We start from the raw sequence: 18,882 nt of genomic DNA on the forward strand, positions 1-18,882 counted from the left end.
CACCGCCAATCCTGAAAGGGAATAACGAGTCGGCGCTGTCCATTCCGGTCCAGCGCTTTTTCGCATTCAAAGGGCTGGCCATGGCAAAAATCATCGAAACGTCCACCGGCGCACTGGCGCTGACCTTTGACGACGTGCTTTTGCAGCCCGGTCATTCCGAGGTGATGCCCGGCCAGACCGACATCCGCACCCGCATCGCCGGCGACATCGATCTCAACGTGCCGATCCTGTCGGCGGCGATGGACACGGTCACCGAGGCAAGGCTTGCCATCGCCATGGCGCAGGCCGGCGGCATCGGCGTCATCCATCGCAATTTCTCGCCCGCCGAACAGGCCGAGCAGGTGCGGCAGGTCAAGAAATTCGAATCCGGCATGGTGGTCAACCCGGTCACGATCGGACCCGACGCCACGCTCGCCGACGCATTGTCGCTGATGCGCACCTATTCGATCTCGGGCATTCCGGTGGTCGAGAATGGCGGCGCCGGTGGCCACAAGACCGGGCGGCTGGTCGGCATCCTGACCAACCGCGATGTGCGCTTCGCTTCCGATCCGGCGCAAAAGGTCTACGAATTGATGACCCGTGAGAACCTGATCACGGTCAAGGAGAACGTCGACCAGGACGAGGCCAAGCGGCTTCTGCACCAGCACCGCATCGAGAAGTTGGTGGTGGTCGACAAAACGGGCAATTGCGTCGGGCTGATCACCGTCAAGGACATCGAGAAGTCGCAGCTCAACCCGCACGCCACCAAGGATGCGCAGGGGCGCCTGCGCGCCGCGGCCGCCACCAGCGTCGGTGATGACGGCTTCGAGCGCGCCGAGCGTCTTATCGAGGCCGGCGTCGATCTTTTGGTGATCGACACAGCGCATGGCCACTCGCAGCGCGTGCTGGACGCGGTGACGCGGGCGAAGAAGCTTTCCAATTCCGTGCGAATCCTGGCCGGCAACGTCGCCACCGCGGAAGGCACGCGGGCGCTGATCGACGCCGGCGCCGACGCCGTCAAGGTCGGCATTGGTCCGGGCTCCATCTGCACCACCCGCATTGTGGCCGGGGTCGGCGTTCCCCAGCTTTCGGCCATCATGTCGGCGGTCGAGACGGCGCACAAATCAGGCGCCTCGGTGATCGCCGACGGCGGCATCAAATATTCCGGCGATCTCGCCAAGGCACTCGCCGCCGGCGCCAGCGCCGCCATGATCGGCTCGCTGCTTGCCGGAACCGACGAAAGCCCGGGCGAGGTCTATCTGCACCAGGGCCGCTCCTTCAAGGCCTATCGCGGCATGGGCTCGGTCGGCGCCATGGCGCGGGGCTCCGCCGATCGCTACTTCCAGGCCGAGGTGCGCGACACGCTGAAACTGGTGCCGGAAGGCATTGAAGGGCAGGTTCCCTATAAAGGACCTGTGTCTGGCGTGCTGCACCAGCTTGCGGGCGGGCTGAAAGCCGCTATGGGTTATGTTGGTGGCCGCGACCTTGCCGATTTCCGCGACCGCGCCACCTTTGTGCGCATATCCAACGCCGGACTTCGTGAAAGCCACGCCCATGACGTCACGATTACCCGCGAAAGCCCCAACTATCCCGGCGGAGCCTGATTCTTCCGGACTTTGGGCGAACTTGACCTCCATGGTGCTGCGCTTGTCGCGCCATGTCGGGGCGTTCTGCTTCCTCTCGGCGGCGGTTTTTGTCGCCATGACAGGGATGGAGTTCTTCTATTTCCGTCGACTGAGCGGGGGCCTGGCCTCGCTCGACATGCGCTATTTCGGATTCACGCCCGACGAAGGCATGGCCTGGCTTACGGCGCTTGGCCGGCGCGGCAGCGAGATCATCCTAGTCTGGCACTACCTGACCTTCGATCTTCTGTTTCCGGCGCTGTTGTCGCTGACGCTGGTCAGCCTGATCCTGGCAACTGGCCGGCGCCTGAAGAATTTCCGCGTGCTGCCGGCGCAGATGCAGGCGGTCTTCGCGCTGGTCCTGGTGCTGCCCTATACGCTCGCCGACTACGCCCAGAACATCGCCGTGGCGCGCCTTCTGTCCGATTTCCTCTACGCCAATCCGGACTCGCTGTCCTTTGCCTCGGCGCTGATCGTCACCAAATTCGCGCTTCTCGCCGTCCCGGTCATCGTCATTGCCGCTTTCTGGCTGGCAGGCCAAAGACGTCGGAGTTGAAGCGGGGCAGGGCAGGGGCGACTTCATGAACCAGACCACGATCTTCTGGCCTGTGCTGGCTCACGTGCTGCTGATCTACATCGTCTATATCGTCATGGGCCGGCGCCGCTATTTTGCCGTCAAGTCGGGTGAAGCCAAGGTCGGCCAGTACAAGGTTCGTTCGACCGAGCCGGCCTCTACTGTCACCGTCGCGAACAATTTGATCAACCAATTCGAACTGCCGGTGCTTTTCTACGTGCTGTGCCTGACACTGCACATGACCAACGGCGTCAATTACATCACCCTCGCACTGATGTGGATTTTTGTCGCGTCGCGCTATTTTCACGCCTGGTTTCACCTGACCAGCAATAAGCTGCTGGTGCGCAACCGCTCCTTCGTGCTGGGCGCGGTGGTGCTGGCGCTGGGCTGGATCTGGCTGGCCCTGCACTTGCTCGCGATCGTATGAGCTGCGCCAATCACCTTCTCCAAAAGGGAAGGGGGAAAGGCCGGCGCCTATAGATCGAACACCGCGATCTTGCGATTGTCGAACTTGATGCCGATCTCGCCGCGTACCAGCTTCAGCGCGTGTTCGCCGAACACGGCGCGCCGCCATCCTTGCAGCGCGGGCACATCGGCATCCTCGCCCTCGGCGGCGATGCGATCGATGTCATCGCTGGAGGCCAGCACCTTCGAGGCGACGCCCTGTTTTTCGGCGATGATCCTGAGCAGCACCTTCAACAGTTCCGCGGCCGCATTCGAGCCCTCGGGCGGCTGGAAGTTTTTCGGCAGTTTCGGCATCTGCTCCTTGGGCAGGGCGAGCGCGGTGTTGACCGCGCCGAGCAATGCCGTCGCCGTCGAGGAGCGTTCCCATCCCTTGGGAGTGGTGCGCAGCTTGGCAAGGGCTGGCGCATCGCGCGGTCCTTGCTGTGCGATCTCGTAGATCGCGTCGTCCTTGAGCACACGGCCGCGCGGCACGTCGCGCTCGCGCGCCTCGCGTTCGCGCCATGCCGCCACGGCCTGCACGATCGCCAGCTCCTGGGGCTTGCGAAGCCGCATCTTCAGCCGTTTCCAGGCATCCTCGGGGTGCGGATCGTAGGTCTCGCGCGAGGTCAGGACATCCATCTCCTCATTCAGCCAGTGGGCGCGGTTTTCCCGCGCCAGCTCGGCGTTGAGGTGCTGATAGACCTCGATCAGATGCGTGACGTCGGCCAGCGCGTAATCAAGCTGCTTGTCGGACAGCGGCCGATGGCGCCAGTCGGTGAAGCGCGACGACTTGTCGAGCCGCGCCCCGGTGATGCGCTGTACCAGCTGATCGTAGGAAACGCTGTCGCCGAAGCCGCAGACCATCGCCGCCACCTGGGTATCGAACACCGGGTGCGGAACGAGGTCGCCGAGATGGACGATGATTTCGATGTCCTGGCGCGCCGCATGGAAGACTTTGACCACCGCCTCGTTGGCCATCAGCCTGAAGAAGGGAGCCAGGTCGATGTCAGGTGACAGCGGATCGATCAGCGCGGTCACGCCGGGCGCGGCCATCTGGATCAGGCACAGGATTGGCCAGAAGGTCGTTTCGCGGATGAATTCGGTGTCGACGGTGACGAAATCCGACTTTTCGAAAGCGGCGAGAACGGTCTCGAGTTCTTTCTGGGTGGTGATGACGTGCATCAAATCGCTTTTGGCAGGAGTAGGGTCTTCCTAGATTTCAGCCGGGAAGGCTTTCGTCAAGCTGTGGCGCCATCGTCACGGCCCTTCCGGACTGTCTGGATCACTATTTCTCCTCGCCAGCCGCGCGAAAATGGTCGACGTGCGCAACAGCGCCGTGAAGCGGCTGCGCTTGCCCGCCGGTACTCCAGAGCGTGCCTGCATGCGGTAGAGGATGACGGCAATGAAGATCGCGTAGACCACGGCGCTGAAGACGAACAGCGCGCTTGGCCCGAAATACTGCATCGCGGTCGAGGCCGCGAAAGGGCCGCCAATAGCGCCGAAGGAGTAGAACAGCATCAGGGCGGCGTTGATCAGCACGAACTCGCCGGCATCCGCGCGGTCGTTGGAATGTGCCGCCGACAGCGAATACAGCGGCATGGCGAAACAGCCGAAGATAAAGATGATGATGAAGTTGAGCAGCGGGTTGCTGCCGGCGATGAACACCAGCGCCAGAGCCGAAAGCATCGCGCAGCAGGTCGTCATCAGCAGCACCCGGCGCCGATCCCAGCGGTCGGAGAGGTAACCGAGCGGATACTGGATGATGGCGCCGCCGAAAATGCCGACGCTGACGAAGGTGACGACATCGCCGACCGACATGCCGATCTGCTCCGCATAGACCGGCGACAAGGTGCGAAAGGCACTGTTGGTGACGCCGACGGCGATGCAGCCAAAGCAGCCCAGAGGCGAAATCCGCCAGACGCGGGCCAGATCGAGCTTGACCTCTTCCGGCGGCGTCGGGTTGGAGCGGTCGCCGAGCGAGACCGGCACCAACGACAGCGTGATCATGATCGACATGATTGCGAAGATGGTGAAGCCACCGGCGCCGAAGACGGGAATCAGGAACTGGGCTGATGTCACCGATCCGGTATCGACCATCCGGTAGATCGCCAGCACGCGGGCGCGGTCGCGGTTGGTGACGCCGGAATTCAGCCAGCTTTCGACGATGGTGAACAATCCGGCGAAACAGAAGCCGCCGGCAAAGCGCACCGCGCACCACATCACCGGACCGAGAACCAGCACGAGCAGCAAGGTGCCGACGGAGGCGATCGCCGCCAGCGCCGAAAACGCCCTGATATGGCCCACCGCCTTCATGATGCGGGTGATGGCCAGGCAGCCGAGCAGGAAGCCGGCGAAATAGAAGGTGCCCATCAGGCCGATGTCGGAAGCCGAAAACCCTTCCTGCACGCCACGCAGCGCGATCAGCGTGCTCTGCAGCCCATTGCCGCCGAGGAGGATGCCTGCGGCGAGAAGAAGCGGGATCAGGGGACGGATGGAGGACATAAGGAATACAGCCGCTCATCGTTGATCCTTTTTGGACCATCGTCTCCGTCGATGCCAGCGGCATTTGCCAATGAAAAGGCGGCAAGGCCTCGGCCCGAATTCAGCTCGGCGGATGAAACAGATGTCGATGGCGACCGGCAGCGCCGGTTAATCGGTCAGAGTATCAATCGACGCGCTCAAAAATGTCTAGGCTGGTCCCGAAGGCGCGCCATGTTCCAACCGTGGTCAGCTTTGCGGGCTCACCCTCGGCATCGGCTGAAAGAGCCAGGCCAGCCACCGTGTGCCACAACATCTCGATCTTGCCGTCTCGAAAAATGCCGGTATAGCTGACCGCCGCCGGCCCCGTCTTTCCTGACGCCGCGGAAGTAAAGCCGATCACATCTCCATGAGCGGCCCCGTGAAGAGGCACTTCCATCCCGGAAAAGCTGCTGTCGGGCAACGCTGTCTTGAAGACACCGCGGATCAAACCCTCACTATCGTCCTCAATAATTACAACCGAACCGTATTGATTGCGCCAAGTGCCCTTCCAGGAAAACACGTTTGCCTCCTCTCGGTCCATCATGCGCTAACGCGACAGGCGGTTCACCGTTCCGCCACATGACCGGCCATAAATTGAAAGCCGAAGTTCCAAGCTGAGAGATCGCCCCTCCGTCCCTTTGCCTTGACAAACCATGCCTCTCATGCGCTTTTCGCGCAAATTTTGGGCCGGGCTGCGATGCTTTGGCCCGCCACTCACAATCCCGGACTTTTATCCATGACCATGCACCGTTACCGCAGCCATACCTGTGCCCAGTTGCGAAAGAGCGACGTCGGCAATTCCGTTCGCCTGTCGGGTTGGGTGCATCGCGTGCGCGACCATGGCGGCCTGCTGTTCATCGACCTGCGCGACCATTACGGCCTGACCCAGATCGTCGCCGATCCCGATTCGCCTGCCTTCAAGATCGCCGAGACCTTGCGCGGCGAATGGGTGATCCGCGTCGATGGCGAGGTCAAGGCGCGCTTGCCCGAGACCACGAACGCCAATTTGCCGACCGGCGAGATCGAGATTTTCGCCCGCGAGATCGAGGTGTTGTCGGCGGCCAAGGAATTGCCGCTGCCGGTGTTCGGCGAGCCCGATTATCCCGAGGACATCAGGCTGAAATACCGCTTCCTCGACCTGCGCCGCGAGACACTGCACAAGAACATCGTGGCGCGCACGAAGATCATCGCCGAGATGCGCAAGCGCATGGGCGAGGTCGGCTTCACCGAATTCTCGACGCCGATCCTGACCGCCTCGTCGCCGGAAGGCGCGCGCGACTTCCTGGTGCCGTCGCGCATCCATCCCGGCACCTTCTACGCGCTGCCGCAGGCGCCGCAGCAATACAAGCAGCTGATCATGGTGTCGGGCTTCGACCGCTATTTCCAGATCGCGCCCTGCTTCCGTGACGAGGACCCGCGCGCCGACCGCTTGCCCGGCGAATTCTACCAGCTCGACCTCGAAATGAGTTTCGTCGAGCAGGACGACGTGCTGTCGACCATGGAACCGGTGATGCGCGGCGTCTTCGAGACCTTCGCCAACGGCAAGCCGGTGACGCAGAAATTCCAGCGCATCCCCTATGATGTCGCCATGCGCAAATACGGCTCCGACAAGCCGGACTTGCGCAACCCGATCGAGATGCAAGCCGTCTCCGACCATTTTCGCGATTCCGGCTTCAAGGTGTTCGCCAACATCCTGGCCAACGATCCGAAGGCCGAGGTGTGGGGCATTCCGGCAAAGACCGGCGGCAGCCGCGCCTTTTGCGACCGCATGAATAGCTGGGCGCAAGGCGAGGGCCAGCCGGGCCTGGGCTACATCTTCTGGCGCAAGGAAGGCGACAAGCTCGAAGGCGCCGGCCCGCTCGCCAAGAACATCGGCGAGGAACGTACCGAGGCGATCCGCTTGCAACTCGGTCTTGCCGACGGCGACGCCGCTTTCTTTGTCGCCGGTGATCCGAAGAAGTTCGTGTCGTTCGCCGGCGCGGCGCGCACCCGTGCCGGCGAGGAGCTGAACCTCGTCGACCGCGAACGCTTCGAACTGTGCTGGATCGTGGACTTCCCGTTCTTCGAATGGAACGAGGAGGAGAAGAAGATCGACTTCGCCCACAACCCGTTCTCGATGCCGCAGGGTGGCATCGATGCGCTGAACGGCGAGGATCTGCTCGGCATCAAGGCCTTCCAGTACGACATGGTCTGCAACGGTTTCGAGATCGCCAGTGGCGGTATCCGCAACCATCTGCCCGAAACCATGGTCAAGGCGTTCGAGACGGTCGGGCTCGACCGCGCCACGGTCGAGGAGCGCTTTGGCGGCCTCTACCGTGCCTTCCAGTATGGCGCGCCGCCGCATGGCGGCATGGCCGCCGGCGTCGACCGCGTCGTCATGCTGCTGGTCGGGGCGAAGAACCTGCGCGAGATCACCATGTTCCCGATGAACCAGCAGGCTTACGACCTGTTGATGAACGCGCCGTCGGAAGCCTCGCCGCAGCAGCTTCGCGATTTGGCGCTGCGGGTAGCGCCGGTGAAGAAGGACTGACGGGTGCAACTGCCCTTTCTCCCCGTCACTATACGGGGAGAAATGTCCGGCAGGACAATGAGGGGCAGCGCGGATGCTGGGGATTTGCGAGCGATCGTAGCAGCCGAGGCCTTCTGACAGGCAATCGTTTCAGACTGGAATTCATATTCGCAAGCGTCGGCGCTGCCCCTCATCCGCCTGCCGGCACCTTCTTCCCGTATAGTGACGGGGAGAAGGCAGCTAATTCGATCAGTCCTCGTTCGCCTTGACGGTCACGCCGAGCGTCTTCGGCAGGTCGAGCGGGTTGGACATGGCGCCCGCCATGATCAGCGCGAACGGCACCGATGCCGGCGGCTCGGCCGAGATTTCGAGGCTCTTCGGATCGTCGAGATATTTGCTGACAGCCGCCGTAACCTGGGCCGTCAGCTCGGGATTGTTGAGCTGCGCCATGCCGAACGGCACGATTGCCTTGGCCTGGTTGGCGATGTCCTTGGCCGACATGCCCTGCTGCTTGCCGACATAGTCCAGCACCTTGCCGGTCAGCGAATCGTCGTCGAAGCGGATCGATGCGCTGTTGAACGAAAGCTGCTGCAACAGGCCGAGCATGGCCATGCCTTGCGCCGAATTGTCGGCGCCTTCCGGCTGTGCGGCCATCTTCTTCTGCATTTCCTGCAGCGACTTGATGAAGTCGATCGTGTAGCCGCCGAGGTCGAAGGTCATGCCGAGCGTGCCGGCATTCTCGACGGATATGTCGTATTTCGACAGCTCCATCTTGCCGTCCGACGGCTGCCAGGTGCCGGCCATTTCAAGATTGCCCGAAATGTTCTGGTAGCCGAGCGCGTTGATGACCTCCTTGGACTTGGGGTCCTCGACCAGCGAGAGATCGGCCGTGAATTTCTCCGTGTTGGCGGTGAATTCCATCGCCTTGCCGTCGGCGGGCGGCGTGATCTGGATGGCAAGCCCGTCCATCGAAAAAGCGGTCTTGTCGGCGACCTTGACCGTCATGTTCGAGAGTTCAGCGGATTTGTACATCATCAGCGAGCCAAGCGGGCTGGTGGAGTCGTCGGCCGGCACCGTCATGTCGTGGATGACGAAGGGGCTGAGATCCAGGGTGACGCCGTCCTTGCTGTGTTCGAAGGCCGAGGTCGACACGGTGCCGATATCATAGCCGCCATTGGCCTCGGTGATGTTCTCGAGCTTGACGTCGCCGATCGTCAGCGCTTCCTTTTCCGCGGCCGGTTTCACCGACACGCCCTGCAGTATCATGCTGGTGTTGTCGCCGGTCACGCCGGTCCAGGAGATGTCGACGCCCTGGGCGGAGAGTGCTGCCTTCAGCCGGTCCGCGACCGCCGCGTCCTGGGCAAGGGCCGCATTCAGCGGCAGCGTGAGCAAGAAGGTCGAAAGTGCGAATTTCCGGAGAGTTGAGCGGTTGATTGTCATCGCAAGGTCCCTGAGAGTGTCCTGAAATTATTTTTCAATTCGTTGCGCCATCACCATTCCGTGACGAACTGGACGGGAAAAAGGCGTGTCCCGGCACAATGGTCGAAAATCGCGCTGAAAGGCAAACCCGATCCGACCGCTATTGGAGAATGCAGTGAATTTGGCATGAAGGTCGAGCCGCCAGCGTGCTTCGCAATAGATGCGGCATGTAACAGATTGATGTTGGCCGGCAAGCTCGACCTTGCGGTTTTCTGTTGCAGAATTGCGCGCAAATCGACTGGCCCGGTGCGCGCCTCTTGCCGCGAATCACCCGCTCGGCTAGGTGCAGCCCATGGGAAAGAGGCTTTTGCCGCCTGACAATGGCGGCGGCGATCATATCGAACCGGTCGACCTGAAGAAGGCGCTGGAAGAGCGCTATCTCGCCTATGCTTTGTCGACCATCATGCACCGGGCGCTCCCGGATGTGCGCGACGGACTGAAGCCGGTCCATCGCCGCATCATGCACGCCATGCGCCTGTTGCGCCTCAACCCCGACCAGGGGTTCGCCAAATGCGCTCGTATCGTCGGCGAGGTGATGGGCAAGTTCCACCCGCATGGCGACCAGTCGATCTATGATGCGCTGGTGCGGCTGGCGCAGGATTTTTCGATGCGCTACCCCTTGGTCGACGGCCAGGGCAATTTCGGCAACATCGACGGCGATAACGCCGCCGCCATGCGCTACACCGAAGCGCGTATGACCGACGTGGCCACCGATCTGCTTGCCGGCATCACCGAGGACGCGGTCGACTATCGGCCGACCTACAATGAAGAAGACGAGGAGCCGGTCGTGCTCCCCGGTGCCTTCCCCAATCTCTTGGCCAACGGCTCGTCCGGCATCGCGGTTGGCATGGCGACCTCGATCCCGCCGCACAATGCCGCAGAGCTTTGCGACGCGGCGCTGCATCTGATCGAGCATCGCGATGCGCCGGTGGCGAAGCTGATGGATTTCGTCCAGGGCCCGGATTTTCCGACCGGCGGCATCATCGTCGACAGCCGTGCCTCGATCCTCGAAGCCTATGAGACCGGCCGCGGCGGGTTTCGCGTGCGGTCGAAATGGAACCAGGAAGACCAGGGCAGGGGCACCTGGAGCATTGTCGTTACCGAAATCCCCTATGGGGTGCAGAAGGCGCGGCTGATCGAGAAGATCGCCGAGCTGTTGATGGCCCGCAAGCTGCCGCTGCTCGAGGATATCAGGGACGAAAGCGCCGAGGACATCCGCGTCGTGCTGGTGCCGAAGAGCCGTTCGGTCGACCCAGGCATCCTGATGGAATCGCTGTTCAAGCTGACCGAGCTCGAAAGCCGTTTCCCGCTCAACATGAATGTGCTGTCGCGCGGCAAGGTGCCCAACGTGCTGTCGCTGAAGGGCGTGCTGCAGGAATGGCTGGACCACCGCCGCGACGTCCTCATCCGTCGCTCGAAATTTCGCCTCGGCGAGATCGAGAGGCGGCTGGAAATCCTTGCCGGCTACCTGATCGCCTATCTCAACATCGACGAGGTGATCAGGATCATCCGCGAGGAGGATGAGCCCAAGCAGGTCATGATGGCCCGCTGGTCGCTCACCGACACCCAGGCCGAAGCGATCCTCAACATGCGGCTGCGCGCCTTGCGCAAGCTGGAAGAATTCGAGATCCGCAAGGAATTCGACGGCCTGACCGCGGAGAAGAAGCAGATCGAGGCACTGCTGGCGTCCGATGCCAAGCAGTGGTCGACCATCAAGTGGGAAGTCACTCAGGTTCGCGACAAGTTCGGTCCGGAGACCGAGATCGGCAAGCGCCGCACGCAGTTCGCCGACGCGCCCGAGCACGACCTGACCGATATCGCGCACGCCATGATCGAGCGCGAGCCGGTCACCGTGGTGGTTTCGGAAAAAGGCTGGCTGCGGGCGATGAAGGGCCATCTGGCCGATTTTTCGACGCTGACCTTCAAGGAGGGCGACAGCCTCAAGCTCGCCTTCCATGCCCAGACGACGGACAAGGTTCTGGTCTTCACGACCGGCGGCAAGTTCTACACGATCGGCGCCGACCGGCTGCCGGGCGGCCGCGGCCATGGCGAGCCGATCCGCATCATCGTCGACATGGACAATGACCAGGACATCGTCACCGCCTTCGTCCACGATCCCAAGCGCAAGCTGCTGCTCGCCTCTTTCGACGCCAACGGCTTCATCGTTCCCGAGGAAGAGGTGGTCGCCAACACCCGCAAGGGCAAGCAGGTGATGAACGTCAAGGCGCCGGACGAGGCCAAGCGCTGCGTGCCGGTCACCGGCGATCACCTGGCCATCGTTGGCGAGAACCGCAAGATGCTGGTGTTCGCGCTCTCGGAAATTCCGGAGATGGGTCGCGGCAAGGGTGTGCGGCTGCAGAAATACAAGGACGGCGGCCTGCTCGACCTCAAGCCGTTCACGCTGGAGACCGGTCTCTCCTGGCAGGATTCGGCCGACCGTACCTTCACCCGGTCGCGCGAGGAATTGGCTGAATGGATCGGCGCCCGGGCGTCGGCGGGACGGATGGTGCCTAAGGGATTCCCAAGGACTGGGAAGTTCGGCTAGAAGCTGCCGATCTCCTCCCTCGTGGGGGAAATGGCCGGCTGGCCAGAGGAGGCGCTGTCCCGCCAGCGCATCAAATGGCTGGCTACACCTCTCGCAATTCTCGGTCCTTAAGGTCAGATCAGGGGTTCACGCCCCCGTCTGTCCTGCAGGAGATTCCCCACGAGCGGGGAGATTGGCAGCTGCGCCATCACCATTTGGAGTATCGTCACGATTGCTGCACTATATCGGTGCATAACTGACCGGATGGGCCGGGGAGAACAGGGCGTTTGAAGGAAGCAAAGATCCAGAAGCCGGAACGGCAGCAGCGCCTCTTCGGGCTGTCCACACCGCTTCGTTCGGCCGTCATACCGCCGCTCTCGGCGGCGCGCTGGCTGCTGGTGCTGATCGTTGCCGCCGGCGTCTATTTTTTCCACGGCTTCCTGTTCCCGGTGCTGGCCGCCCTCGTTATCGCCTTCGCCAGCTGGCCGCTCTACCGACGGCTGCTGGTCGGCGTCGGCGGCAACCGAACCATCGCCGCCACATTTGCCATCCTGTTCATCCTGGCCTTCCTGGTGATACCGATCGCGCTTGCCGGCACCTACGCCATCAACGAGGTGCGCGAATGGGTCGGCTGGGCGATAGAGACCAACCGCCACGGTGCGGTGACGCCGCACTGGATCGCCACCCTGCCTGTGGTGGGTGAGTGGCTGAACGAGCAGTGGACGACCAATCTCGGCCATCCCGGCGGCATCGGCGAACTGATCCAGCTGGTCAGCGGCGCCAATATAGGCAGCATCTACCGCGGTGCGCTCGCCGCCGGCGGCAGCGCTTTCAGCCTCTTTCTGACGCTGCTGTTCATGATGATCGCCCTGTTTTTCGCCTATCGCGACGGCGAGAATTTCGCCGGCCAGATCGACCGCCTCGGCGAGCGCATCCTGCCCACCCGCTGGGAACGGATCTCGCGCGTCGTGCCGGCGACCATTTCCTCGACCGTGACCGGCATGACGGTAATCGCCATCGGCGAGGGACTGGTGCTGGGCATCGCCTACTGGCTGGCTGGTGTGCCGTCGCCGGTGACGCTCGGCGCGCTGACCGGCGTCATGGCGCTCATCCCCGGCGGTGCGCCATTGTCCTTCACATTGGTCTCGATCTACCTCGCCGCCAGCGGCTCACCGATGGCCGGCCTGGCGCTGTTCATCTGGGGCACGGTCGAGTTGTTCGTCGTCGACAAGACGTTGCGCCCCAAGCTCGTCGGCGGCCCGATAAAACTGCCCTTCCTGCCGACCTTTTTCGGTTTGATCGGCGGCGTCAAGACCATGGGTTTTCTCGGCCTGTTCATCGGCCCGGTGCTGATGGCGCTGCTGGTCGCGATCTGGCGCGAGTGGCTGCGCGAGGTGGAACTGGCCGACGAGATCGTGCCGCCGAATGAAATCGAAGCCGGTCCACAAATCGAGGTCCTGCCCGAACCCAGCGTGGTCAAGAAAGCCAGCGCCTGAATCTCCACTCTACGCCGGATGGTGTACCGCGAGGTCGCCGCGGCGCTTGCGCCCATCATGCAACTGCCAGAGCGAATGGGCGACGAGCGTGACGATCAGGATGCCGCCGCCGATTAGGCTGTTGCGGGTCGGCGTCTCGGCAAAGATCATCCACACCCAGATCGGCGCCAGCACGGTTTCGAGCAGGTAGAACATCGCCACTTCCGGTCCTGAAATGTATTTCGGCCCGGCGGCGAGGCAGAAGAACGAGATGGGCATAATGACGGCGCCGTTGAAGATGATCCACCATGGCGCGTTTACGTGAAAGCCTTCGCCGCTCACCATGAAGGCCGCCAGCCCAAGCGGCAGAAGGACGCCGATCAGCGAGGTGAATCCCATGTCCTTGCCGCTGGCTCGCGAGAGGGTGATGGCCACCGCGATGAAGAAAGCCGAGCACAGCGCCATGAAATCACCGAACAGCTTGCCGCTGCCAACCGAACCGCCGACGATGACCAGCACGCCGAGGATCATGACCAGCATGGCCGCGATCGTCACCGCTCCCGGCCTTTCCCGTAGGAATATCCAGGACAAGAGTGCGGCGAAGACGGTGTTGAAGGCCAGGATGAACACCAGGTCGGCGGTCGAGGTGTGGAAGACCGCGGTAACGAAGGTGATCGAGGTCAGCCCATAGCATATCGCCACGATCAGCCCGGACCAGCCGGGGATAAGCGGCGGGACATTCCGGCTCAGCGCGCGCCAGACCGACCAGATGATCATCGCGGCGATGAAGGTGGTTCCGGTTCGCAGCAAAAGGATGGTCCACGCGCCGCCATCCGCAAGGCGGATCAACGGTATGTCGACGGTCAGTATCAGTCCGCCGATGGCGGTTATCAGAAGGCCCTTCTGGTGATCATGGTGAGAGGACATGCAGGAACTTTCGCAATTGAATTGCAGGCGGCCGGTCGGCGCAAGCGCGCACTCTCTCCAGCCGAGCGGCTGAAAGACCAGCATCCCCTGCCTTGAAACAGTTTAAGCGTGGATCGGGGGAAAACTCAGCGTCAGACCGCTTCGTTGGTATAGCGCTCCCAGCCTTTTGGGCCGAGATGCTCCTGCGGCATGAAGCGCATCTTATAATTCATCTTGCGCGAACCATTGACCCAGTAGCCCAGGTAGACATGGGGCAGCCCCATCGCCTTGGCACGGGCGATATGGTCGAGGATCATGAACGTGCCGAGCGAGCGGCTTTCGAAATCGGGATTGAAATAGGAATAAACCATCGACAAGCCGTCGGCCATCTTGTCGGTGAGCGCCACCGCTATGAGTTCACCCTGGCCTTTGCCGGTGATGAAGGTGTCGGGTCCGCGCCGCCGGTATTCGATCACCTTGGTGTCGACATGGGTATCCTCGACCATCATGGCGTAGTCGAGCACCGTCATGTCGGACATGCCGCCGCGGCGGTGGCGGGCATCGAGATAGCCGCGAAACAGTGAATATTGTTCGGTCGAGGGCTCGGCGTTGTGCATGGCGCCGACGAGGTCGGAATTGTGCTGCAGCACACGCTTCATGTTGCGGCTGGCGGTGAACTCCTGTGCCAGGATACGCACCGACACACAGGCGCGGCAGGTCTCGCAGGCTGGTCTGTAGGCGATGTTCTGCGAGCGCCGGAAGCCGCCTTGCGTGAGCAGGTCGTTCATCTCCGAGGCCTTGTCGCCGACCAGATGCGTGAACACCTTGCGCTCGAACTGGCCGTCGAGATAGGGGCACGGCGACGGCGCGGTCAGGAAGAACTGCGGCGACTGGGTCGGGTGCTGCGTCATCGAGCCTTGGAAACACTCCTTCGAATCGCTCTACCTTTGGCTCCGGCGGCGAAAAATTCAACAGGATTGTGAAGGTGTGGGCAACTCAACACCTTCACATTTGCGCTCAAGGGGGCTGCGGCTTTGCTTCAGGGCGGTTTCAGCGGCCGGTGCGGCTGACGACAGTGCCGAGCAAAAGATCGTGCAGCGTGCGCTTGCGGTCCGAGAACAGGGTCACCAGCAGGACCAGCGGCGACAGGATGACGTTGCCGGCCCAGAACAATACGGAATGGACGACCGCGGTCAGCCCGTCGATGCGGGTGCCGTCGAGACGGTCGAGGCGGATGCCCATCATCTTCATGCCCGTGGTGGCCTGGTCGGCGCTGCCCAACGTGTTCCAGATGTAGAGGATGGCGACTGCCGGCACCAGGACGCCGAACAGCATCCAGCCCAGGCCGAGGGTCAAGAGCCCGAGGAAGAACACCAGGATGGCCACCGGAATGCTCAGCAGGCCAACGATGAGATAGTCGAGCACGAAAGCCAGAATGCGCCTTGTGCGCACGCCTTCAAAAGCCCTGACATCGTCGAGCCGGGTGTTGATGATTTCGCCGTCGAGAACGCGAGCGTTCATGTCATTTCCTCGTAACAGGGGCCTGCTTAGCCTGCGCCCACCGCACCAGAAATGGTGAAGGCTCATGGTGGAATCAAGATCGGACCGTTTCGCCGCGGCGCCAGGCGGGACAGAATGGGCTGAGGGTCCGAAGCGGTTGAATTTGCAGCACGGATGGCGTTAGCTTGCTGCGGCGCAACAAGACGCCGAGGGGACGGGGCAATATGGACTACGACATGCTGGTCATCGGCAGCGGCCCTTCCGGCCGCCGCGCTGCCGTGCAATCGGCCAAACTCGGCAAATCGGTGCTGGTGGTCGACCGGGGCCGGCGCCTTGGCGGCGTCTCGGTGCACACCGGCACCATTCCTTCCAAAACGCTGCGCGAAACGGTGCTCAACCTCTCGGGCTGGCGCGAGCGCGGCTTCTATGGACGCGGCTATCGGGTCAAGCAGGATATCTCGGTCGGCGACCTGATCGAGCGCCTGCACAAGACGCTCGACCATGAGGTCGAGGTGCTGCAGCACCAGTTCATGCGCAACACGGTCAAAAGCGCGCGCGCGGCGGTGAAATTTCTGGGCTCCAACAAGGTCAGCCTGACATCGGACAATGGCGACTACAGCGAAGTCGGTTTCGCCAACGCACTGATCGCCGTGGGCACCAGGCCGCATCGGCCGGCCGACGTGCCCTTCGACAAGACCCGTGTCTTCGACAGCGACGAAATGCTTGAACTCGACCGCCTGCCACGCACGCTGACGGTGATCGGCGCCGGCGTCATCGGCGTCGAATACGCCACGATCTTTTCCGCGCTCGACGTACCGGTGACCCTGGTCGAGCCGCGCAACTCCATCCTCGATTTCGTCGACCGGGAGATCGTCGACGATTTCATCCACCAGATGCGCGACCGCGGCATGACGATAAGACTGGGCAGCGCGGTCAAGGAAATCCGCTCCAAGCCGGATGCCGCCGAAGTGGAACTGGCCGATGGCCGCACCATTCGCTCCGAGGTCGTGCTCTACGCCGCCGGCCGCACCGGCAATGTCGGCAGCCTCGGCCTCGACGTGGTCGGCATCGAAGCCGACTCCAGGGGCCGCATCAAGGTCGATCCCCAGACTTTCCAGACCAGCGTGCCGAACATCTACGCGGCCGGCGACGTCATCGGCTTTCCAAGCCTCGCCTCGACCTCCATGGAGCAGGGCAGGGTGGCCGCCTGCCATGCCTTTGGCGTGACCCTGCCCGCGCCGCCGGAGACCTTTCCCTACGGCATCTACGCGGTGCCGGAGATATCGACGGTCGGCCAGTCCGAGGAGCAGGTACGCCAAAGCGGCGGCGCCTATGAGGTTGGCGTCGCGCGCTTCCGTGAGACGTCGCGCGGCCACATCATGGGCGTCGACACCGGCTTCCTGAAGCTGTTGTTCTCGATCGAGACGCGGCGCCTGCTCGGCGCGCACATTGTCGGTGAGGGCGCCACCGAACTCATTCATATCGGCCAAGCGGTGATCAATCTCGGCGGCACGGTCGACTTCTTCGTCAACAACACCTTCAACTATCCAACCCTGGCCGAGGCCTACAAGATCGCCGGCCTCGACGCCTGGAACAGGATGGGAAGAGGGTAGATCAGCCTTCCAACTGCGACAGCAGCGCCAGCATCACGTCGGCAGAGGGCATCGGCAGCACCGCCTCGATTTCCGCCGGCCGCACGCCGGCGATCGCGGCATCGGCGCCGCCGCTGACGGTGCCGAGCGGCCCGCGAAAACCGTGTTTCGACCAGGCAAGCTCTTGCAGCTTTGGGCTGGTCAGCGCCTCCAGCAGCCTGTCGACCGCGGGGTCGACGACGATCAGCGGATGCGCCGAATAGACGGTTGGCCTGGGGTAGAGAATCTCGGGCTTGGCGCCCATGCCGGCCTGCACCCTTTGCCAGCGCGCGGGATCGGCGAGCGCCCATTCCACCAGTTGGTTCTCATAACCCACCACCATCGGCTCGGCGCCGAGACCGCCGGCGATGTACTGGTCGAACAGCTTTCCCGACGAGGACGACTTCAGCCCCATGCTGCGGAAGATCGCCTTGGCCTGGTCGCCGTGCTGGGCAAGCAGTTCCTGGGTCGCCACGTCGCTGCTCATCAGGCTGAGCACCAGGCCGGCGAACATGAAACCGGAGTTGGAGCGGTTGGGATCGGTGGAGACGATGCGGGCGCGGCCATAAAGCTCGTCAATGCCGAGATCGGCCCAGTTCTTGCCGGCCAGAATGGCGTCGAGCAAGGCCTTGAGATCGAGCTGGTTGTAGCCGCCCTTGGCGGCGACCGTGACCAGCCCGCTCTTCTTTAGCCCTTCGACTACAGGTCCCCAGGTGTAGACGACGATCGGGGAGTTGAGCACGACCTGGTCGTTGCGGATCGAGACACCGCTCTTGCGCGCGAGGTCGACCATGATCGAGGATGAGGGCCACAGGAATTGCGGTTTTTGGGTGAGCAATGCCGGCTCGCGCACCATCTCCACGGAACCGGCGACACGCGCATCGAGTTCCAGCCCGTAGCCGCCAAGCGCATGCACGACGTCCGGATCGGCCAGGAATGCCTGCTTCTCGCCGCCGATGAAGCCGAACAGATGCGCTTTGTTGCCAAGATAGCCACGGAATTCGGGACGATCCTTCAGCGTCAAATAGCCGCCGGTGCCGGCAGCGGCGGCACCCAGCAGACCCAGTCCGAAAGCGCGGCGCGAAATGGCCATCAGCGTCCGATATCCTCTTTCAACGACTCCTGAATGAGTCGCAGGTCGACGTCGAGCGTGCCAAGTTCGCTGTCGGCCAGGCTGTCGGCATAATGCACGAAGGCGTCCTGAAGCTTGGTGATGACGGCGCCGACATTGGCGAGCCGGACCTGGCTGGGTGCACGCCGGTTCGCCAGCGTCGCGTAGCCTTCCGCCACTTCCGCCGCCTGCGGCACGTAGTAGGTGAGGAAACGCCGCACCGAGGGCGCGGTTTCCGGCTTCGTCTCGACTTTGGAAATCACGTCGGCGGCGATGTCGGACAGGTTCTTCACCTTGGCTTTCATGTCCTTATCGGCGATCGAACCGGCCGTTGCCGACAGCCGGTCCGCGGCTGGCTGCGCTTGCGCCAGGAGTTCGCGGGCGAAGGCCACTTTGCTGCCGCTGAGCGTGCTGAGGTCGAGCCCTTCGAAAAGCTGTCGCGGCGCCAGCACGAACACCAGTCCGGCAAAGACGAGGGCCGCGATGATGGCCGACACCAGGAACGGGAACTGGGTCAGAAAACCCAAGCCGACAAGCAACACCGCAGATATCCCGCCCGCCGCGATCCAGTTCCAGTCATTGCCGAACAAGCCACGCATCCCGGCAGG

The 18,882-nt window shown here is 62.8% G+C and carries 16 protein-coding genes; 7 read left to right on the plus strand and 9 right to left on the minus strand.

Annotation, left to right across the window (positions count from 1 at the left end; genetic code table 11):
* Window positions 1-80: 80 nt before the first annotated feature.
* From guaB to FJ954_RS15910, 3 genes are read left to right on the plus strand one after another with little or no spacing between them, the layout of a single operon-like run.
* Window positions 81-1,583 carry an IMP dehydrogenase gene (gene guaB / locus FJ954_RS15900; protein ID WP_015318286.1) on the plus strand — a complete coding sequence of 501 codons (1,503 nt, stop codon included), beginning with the start codon at window positions 81-83 and terminating at the stop codon, window positions 1,581-1,583.
* 31 nt (window positions 1,584-1,614) lie between these two features.
* Entirely contained in the window at window positions 1,615-2,157 is a 543-nt protein-coding gene (locus FJ954_RS15905; protein ID WP_015318285.1) for a hypothetical protein, read from the plus strand.
* 25 nt (window positions 2,158-2,182) lie between these two features.
* Window positions 2,183-2,602: an MAPEG family protein gene (locus tag FJ954_RS15910; RefSeq protein ID WP_015318284.1), complete on the plus strand. Its 420-nt coding sequence runs from the start codon at window positions 2,183-2,185 to the stop codon at window positions 2,600-2,602.
* Between the two features lie 47 nt (window positions 2,603-2,649).
* Here FJ954_RS15910 and rnd read toward each other — a convergent pair whose 3' ends face one another.
* From rnd to FJ954_RS15925, 3 genes are all read right to left on the minus strand, one after another.
* A complete protein-coding gene (rnd, locus tag FJ954_RS15915) occupies window positions 2,650-3,801 on the minus strand; it encodes a ribonuclease D (protein ID WP_140661922.1) in 1,152 nt (383 codons plus the stop codon).
* A 75-nt stretch (window positions 3,802-3,876) separates the two neighbouring features.
* On the minus strand, window positions 3,877-5,121 hold the full coding sequence (locus FJ954_RS15920) for an MFS transporter (protein ID WP_140661923.1): 1,245 nt from the start codon (window positions 5,119-5,121) through the stop codon (window positions 3,877-3,879).
* A 163-nt stretch (window positions 5,122-5,284) separates the two neighbouring features.
* The gene (locus FJ954_RS15925; RefSeq protein WP_015318281.1) at window positions 5,285-5,659 is read right to left on the minus strand and encodes an avidin/streptavidin family protein; all 375 of its coding nucleotides are present in this window, start codon (window positions 5,657-5,659) and stop codon (window positions 5,285-5,287) included.
* 222 nt (window positions 5,660-5,881) lie between these two features.
* Between FJ954_RS15925 and aspS the strand changes: the two genes are divergently transcribed.
* Window positions 5,882-7,669: an aspartate--tRNA ligase gene (gene aspS, locus FJ954_RS15930; RefSeq protein WP_041163861.1), complete on the plus strand. Its 1,788-nt coding sequence runs from the start codon at window positions 5,882-5,884 to the stop codon at window positions 7,667-7,669.
* Window positions 7,670-7,897: 228 nt separating this feature from the next.
* On the opposite strand, the gene FJ954_RS15935 is transcribed toward aspS, so the two are convergent.
* On the minus strand, window positions 7,898-9,088 hold the full coding sequence (locus tag FJ954_RS15935; RefSeq protein ID WP_140661924.1) for a hypothetical protein: 1,191 nt from the start codon (window positions 9,086-9,088) through the stop codon (window positions 7,898-7,900).
* 331 nt (window positions 9,089-9,419) lie between these two features.
* On the opposite strand from FJ954_RS15935, the gene parC reads away from it, so the two are divergent.
* On the plus strand, window positions 9,420-11,672 hold the full coding sequence (gene parC, locus FJ954_RS15940; RefSeq protein ID WP_140617081.1) for a DNA topoisomerase IV subunit A: 2,253 nt from the start codon (window positions 9,420-9,422) through the stop codon (window positions 11,670-11,672).
* 266 nt (window positions 11,673-11,938) lie between these two features.
* On the plus strand, window positions 11,939-13,147 hold the full coding sequence (locus FJ954_RS15945; protein ID WP_015318277.1) for an AI-2E family transporter: 1,209 nt from the start codon (window positions 11,939-11,941) through the stop codon (window positions 13,145-13,147).
* A 9-nt stretch (window positions 13,148-13,156) separates the two neighbouring features.
* Here the strand turns inward: FJ954_RS15945 and FJ954_RS15950 are convergent, their stop codons facing one another.
* The 3 genes from FJ954_RS15950 to FJ954_RS15960 all read right to left on the minus strand — a co-directional run bounded on the left by FJ954_RS15950 (window position 13,157) and on the right by FJ954_RS15960 (window position 15,553).
* Entirely contained in the window at window positions 13,157-14,053 is an 897-nt protein-coding gene (locus tag FJ954_RS15950) for a DMT family transporter (protein ID WP_041163860.1), read from the minus strand.
* A 131-nt stretch (window positions 14,054-14,184) separates the two neighbouring features.
* Window positions 14,185-14,943 (minus strand): arginyltransferase, encoded by a 759-nt coding sequence (locus FJ954_RS15955; RefSeq protein WP_015318275.1) that lies wholly within the window; start codon window positions 14,941-14,943, stop codon window positions 14,185-14,187.
* A 139-nt stretch (window positions 14,944-15,082) separates the two neighbouring features.
* Window positions 15,083-15,553, minus strand: coding sequence for an RDD family protein (locus FJ954_RS15960; protein ID WP_015318274.1), 471 nt, complete (start codon window positions 15,551-15,553; stop codon window positions 15,083-15,085).
* 203 nt (window positions 15,554-15,756) lie between these two features.
* On the opposite strand from FJ954_RS15960, the gene sthA reads away from it, so the two are divergent.
* Window positions 15,757-17,145, plus strand: coding sequence for a Si-specific NAD(P)(+) transhydrogenase (gene sthA / locus FJ954_RS15965; RefSeq protein ID WP_015318273.1), 1,389 nt, complete (start codon window positions 15,757-15,759; stop codon window positions 17,143-17,145).
* 1 nt (window position 17,146) lies between these two features.
* Here sthA and FJ954_RS15970 read toward each other — a convergent pair whose 3' ends face one another.
* Window positions 17,147-18,256, minus strand: a complete 1,110-nt coding sequence (locus FJ954_RS15970) for a hypothetical protein (RefSeq protein ID WP_140661925.1) — start codon at window positions 18,254-18,256, stop codon at window positions 17,147-17,149.
* Window positions 18,256-18,873, minus strand: a complete 618-nt coding sequence (locus FJ954_RS15975) for a 5-bromo-4-chloroindolyl phosphate hydrolysis family protein (RefSeq protein WP_140661926.1) — start codon at window positions 18,871-18,873, stop codon at window positions 18,256-18,258. The genes FJ954_RS15970 and FJ954_RS15975 overlap by 1 nt, the downstream gene beginning before the upstream one ends.
* Window positions 18,874-18,882: the final 9 nt, after the last annotated feature.

This window comes from Mesorhizobium sp. B2-3-15 (assembly GCF_006442875.1).
Classification (GTDB): domain Bacteria; phylum Pseudomonadota; class Alphaproteobacteria; order Rhizobiales; family Rhizobiaceae; genus Mesorhizobium; species Mesorhizobium australicum.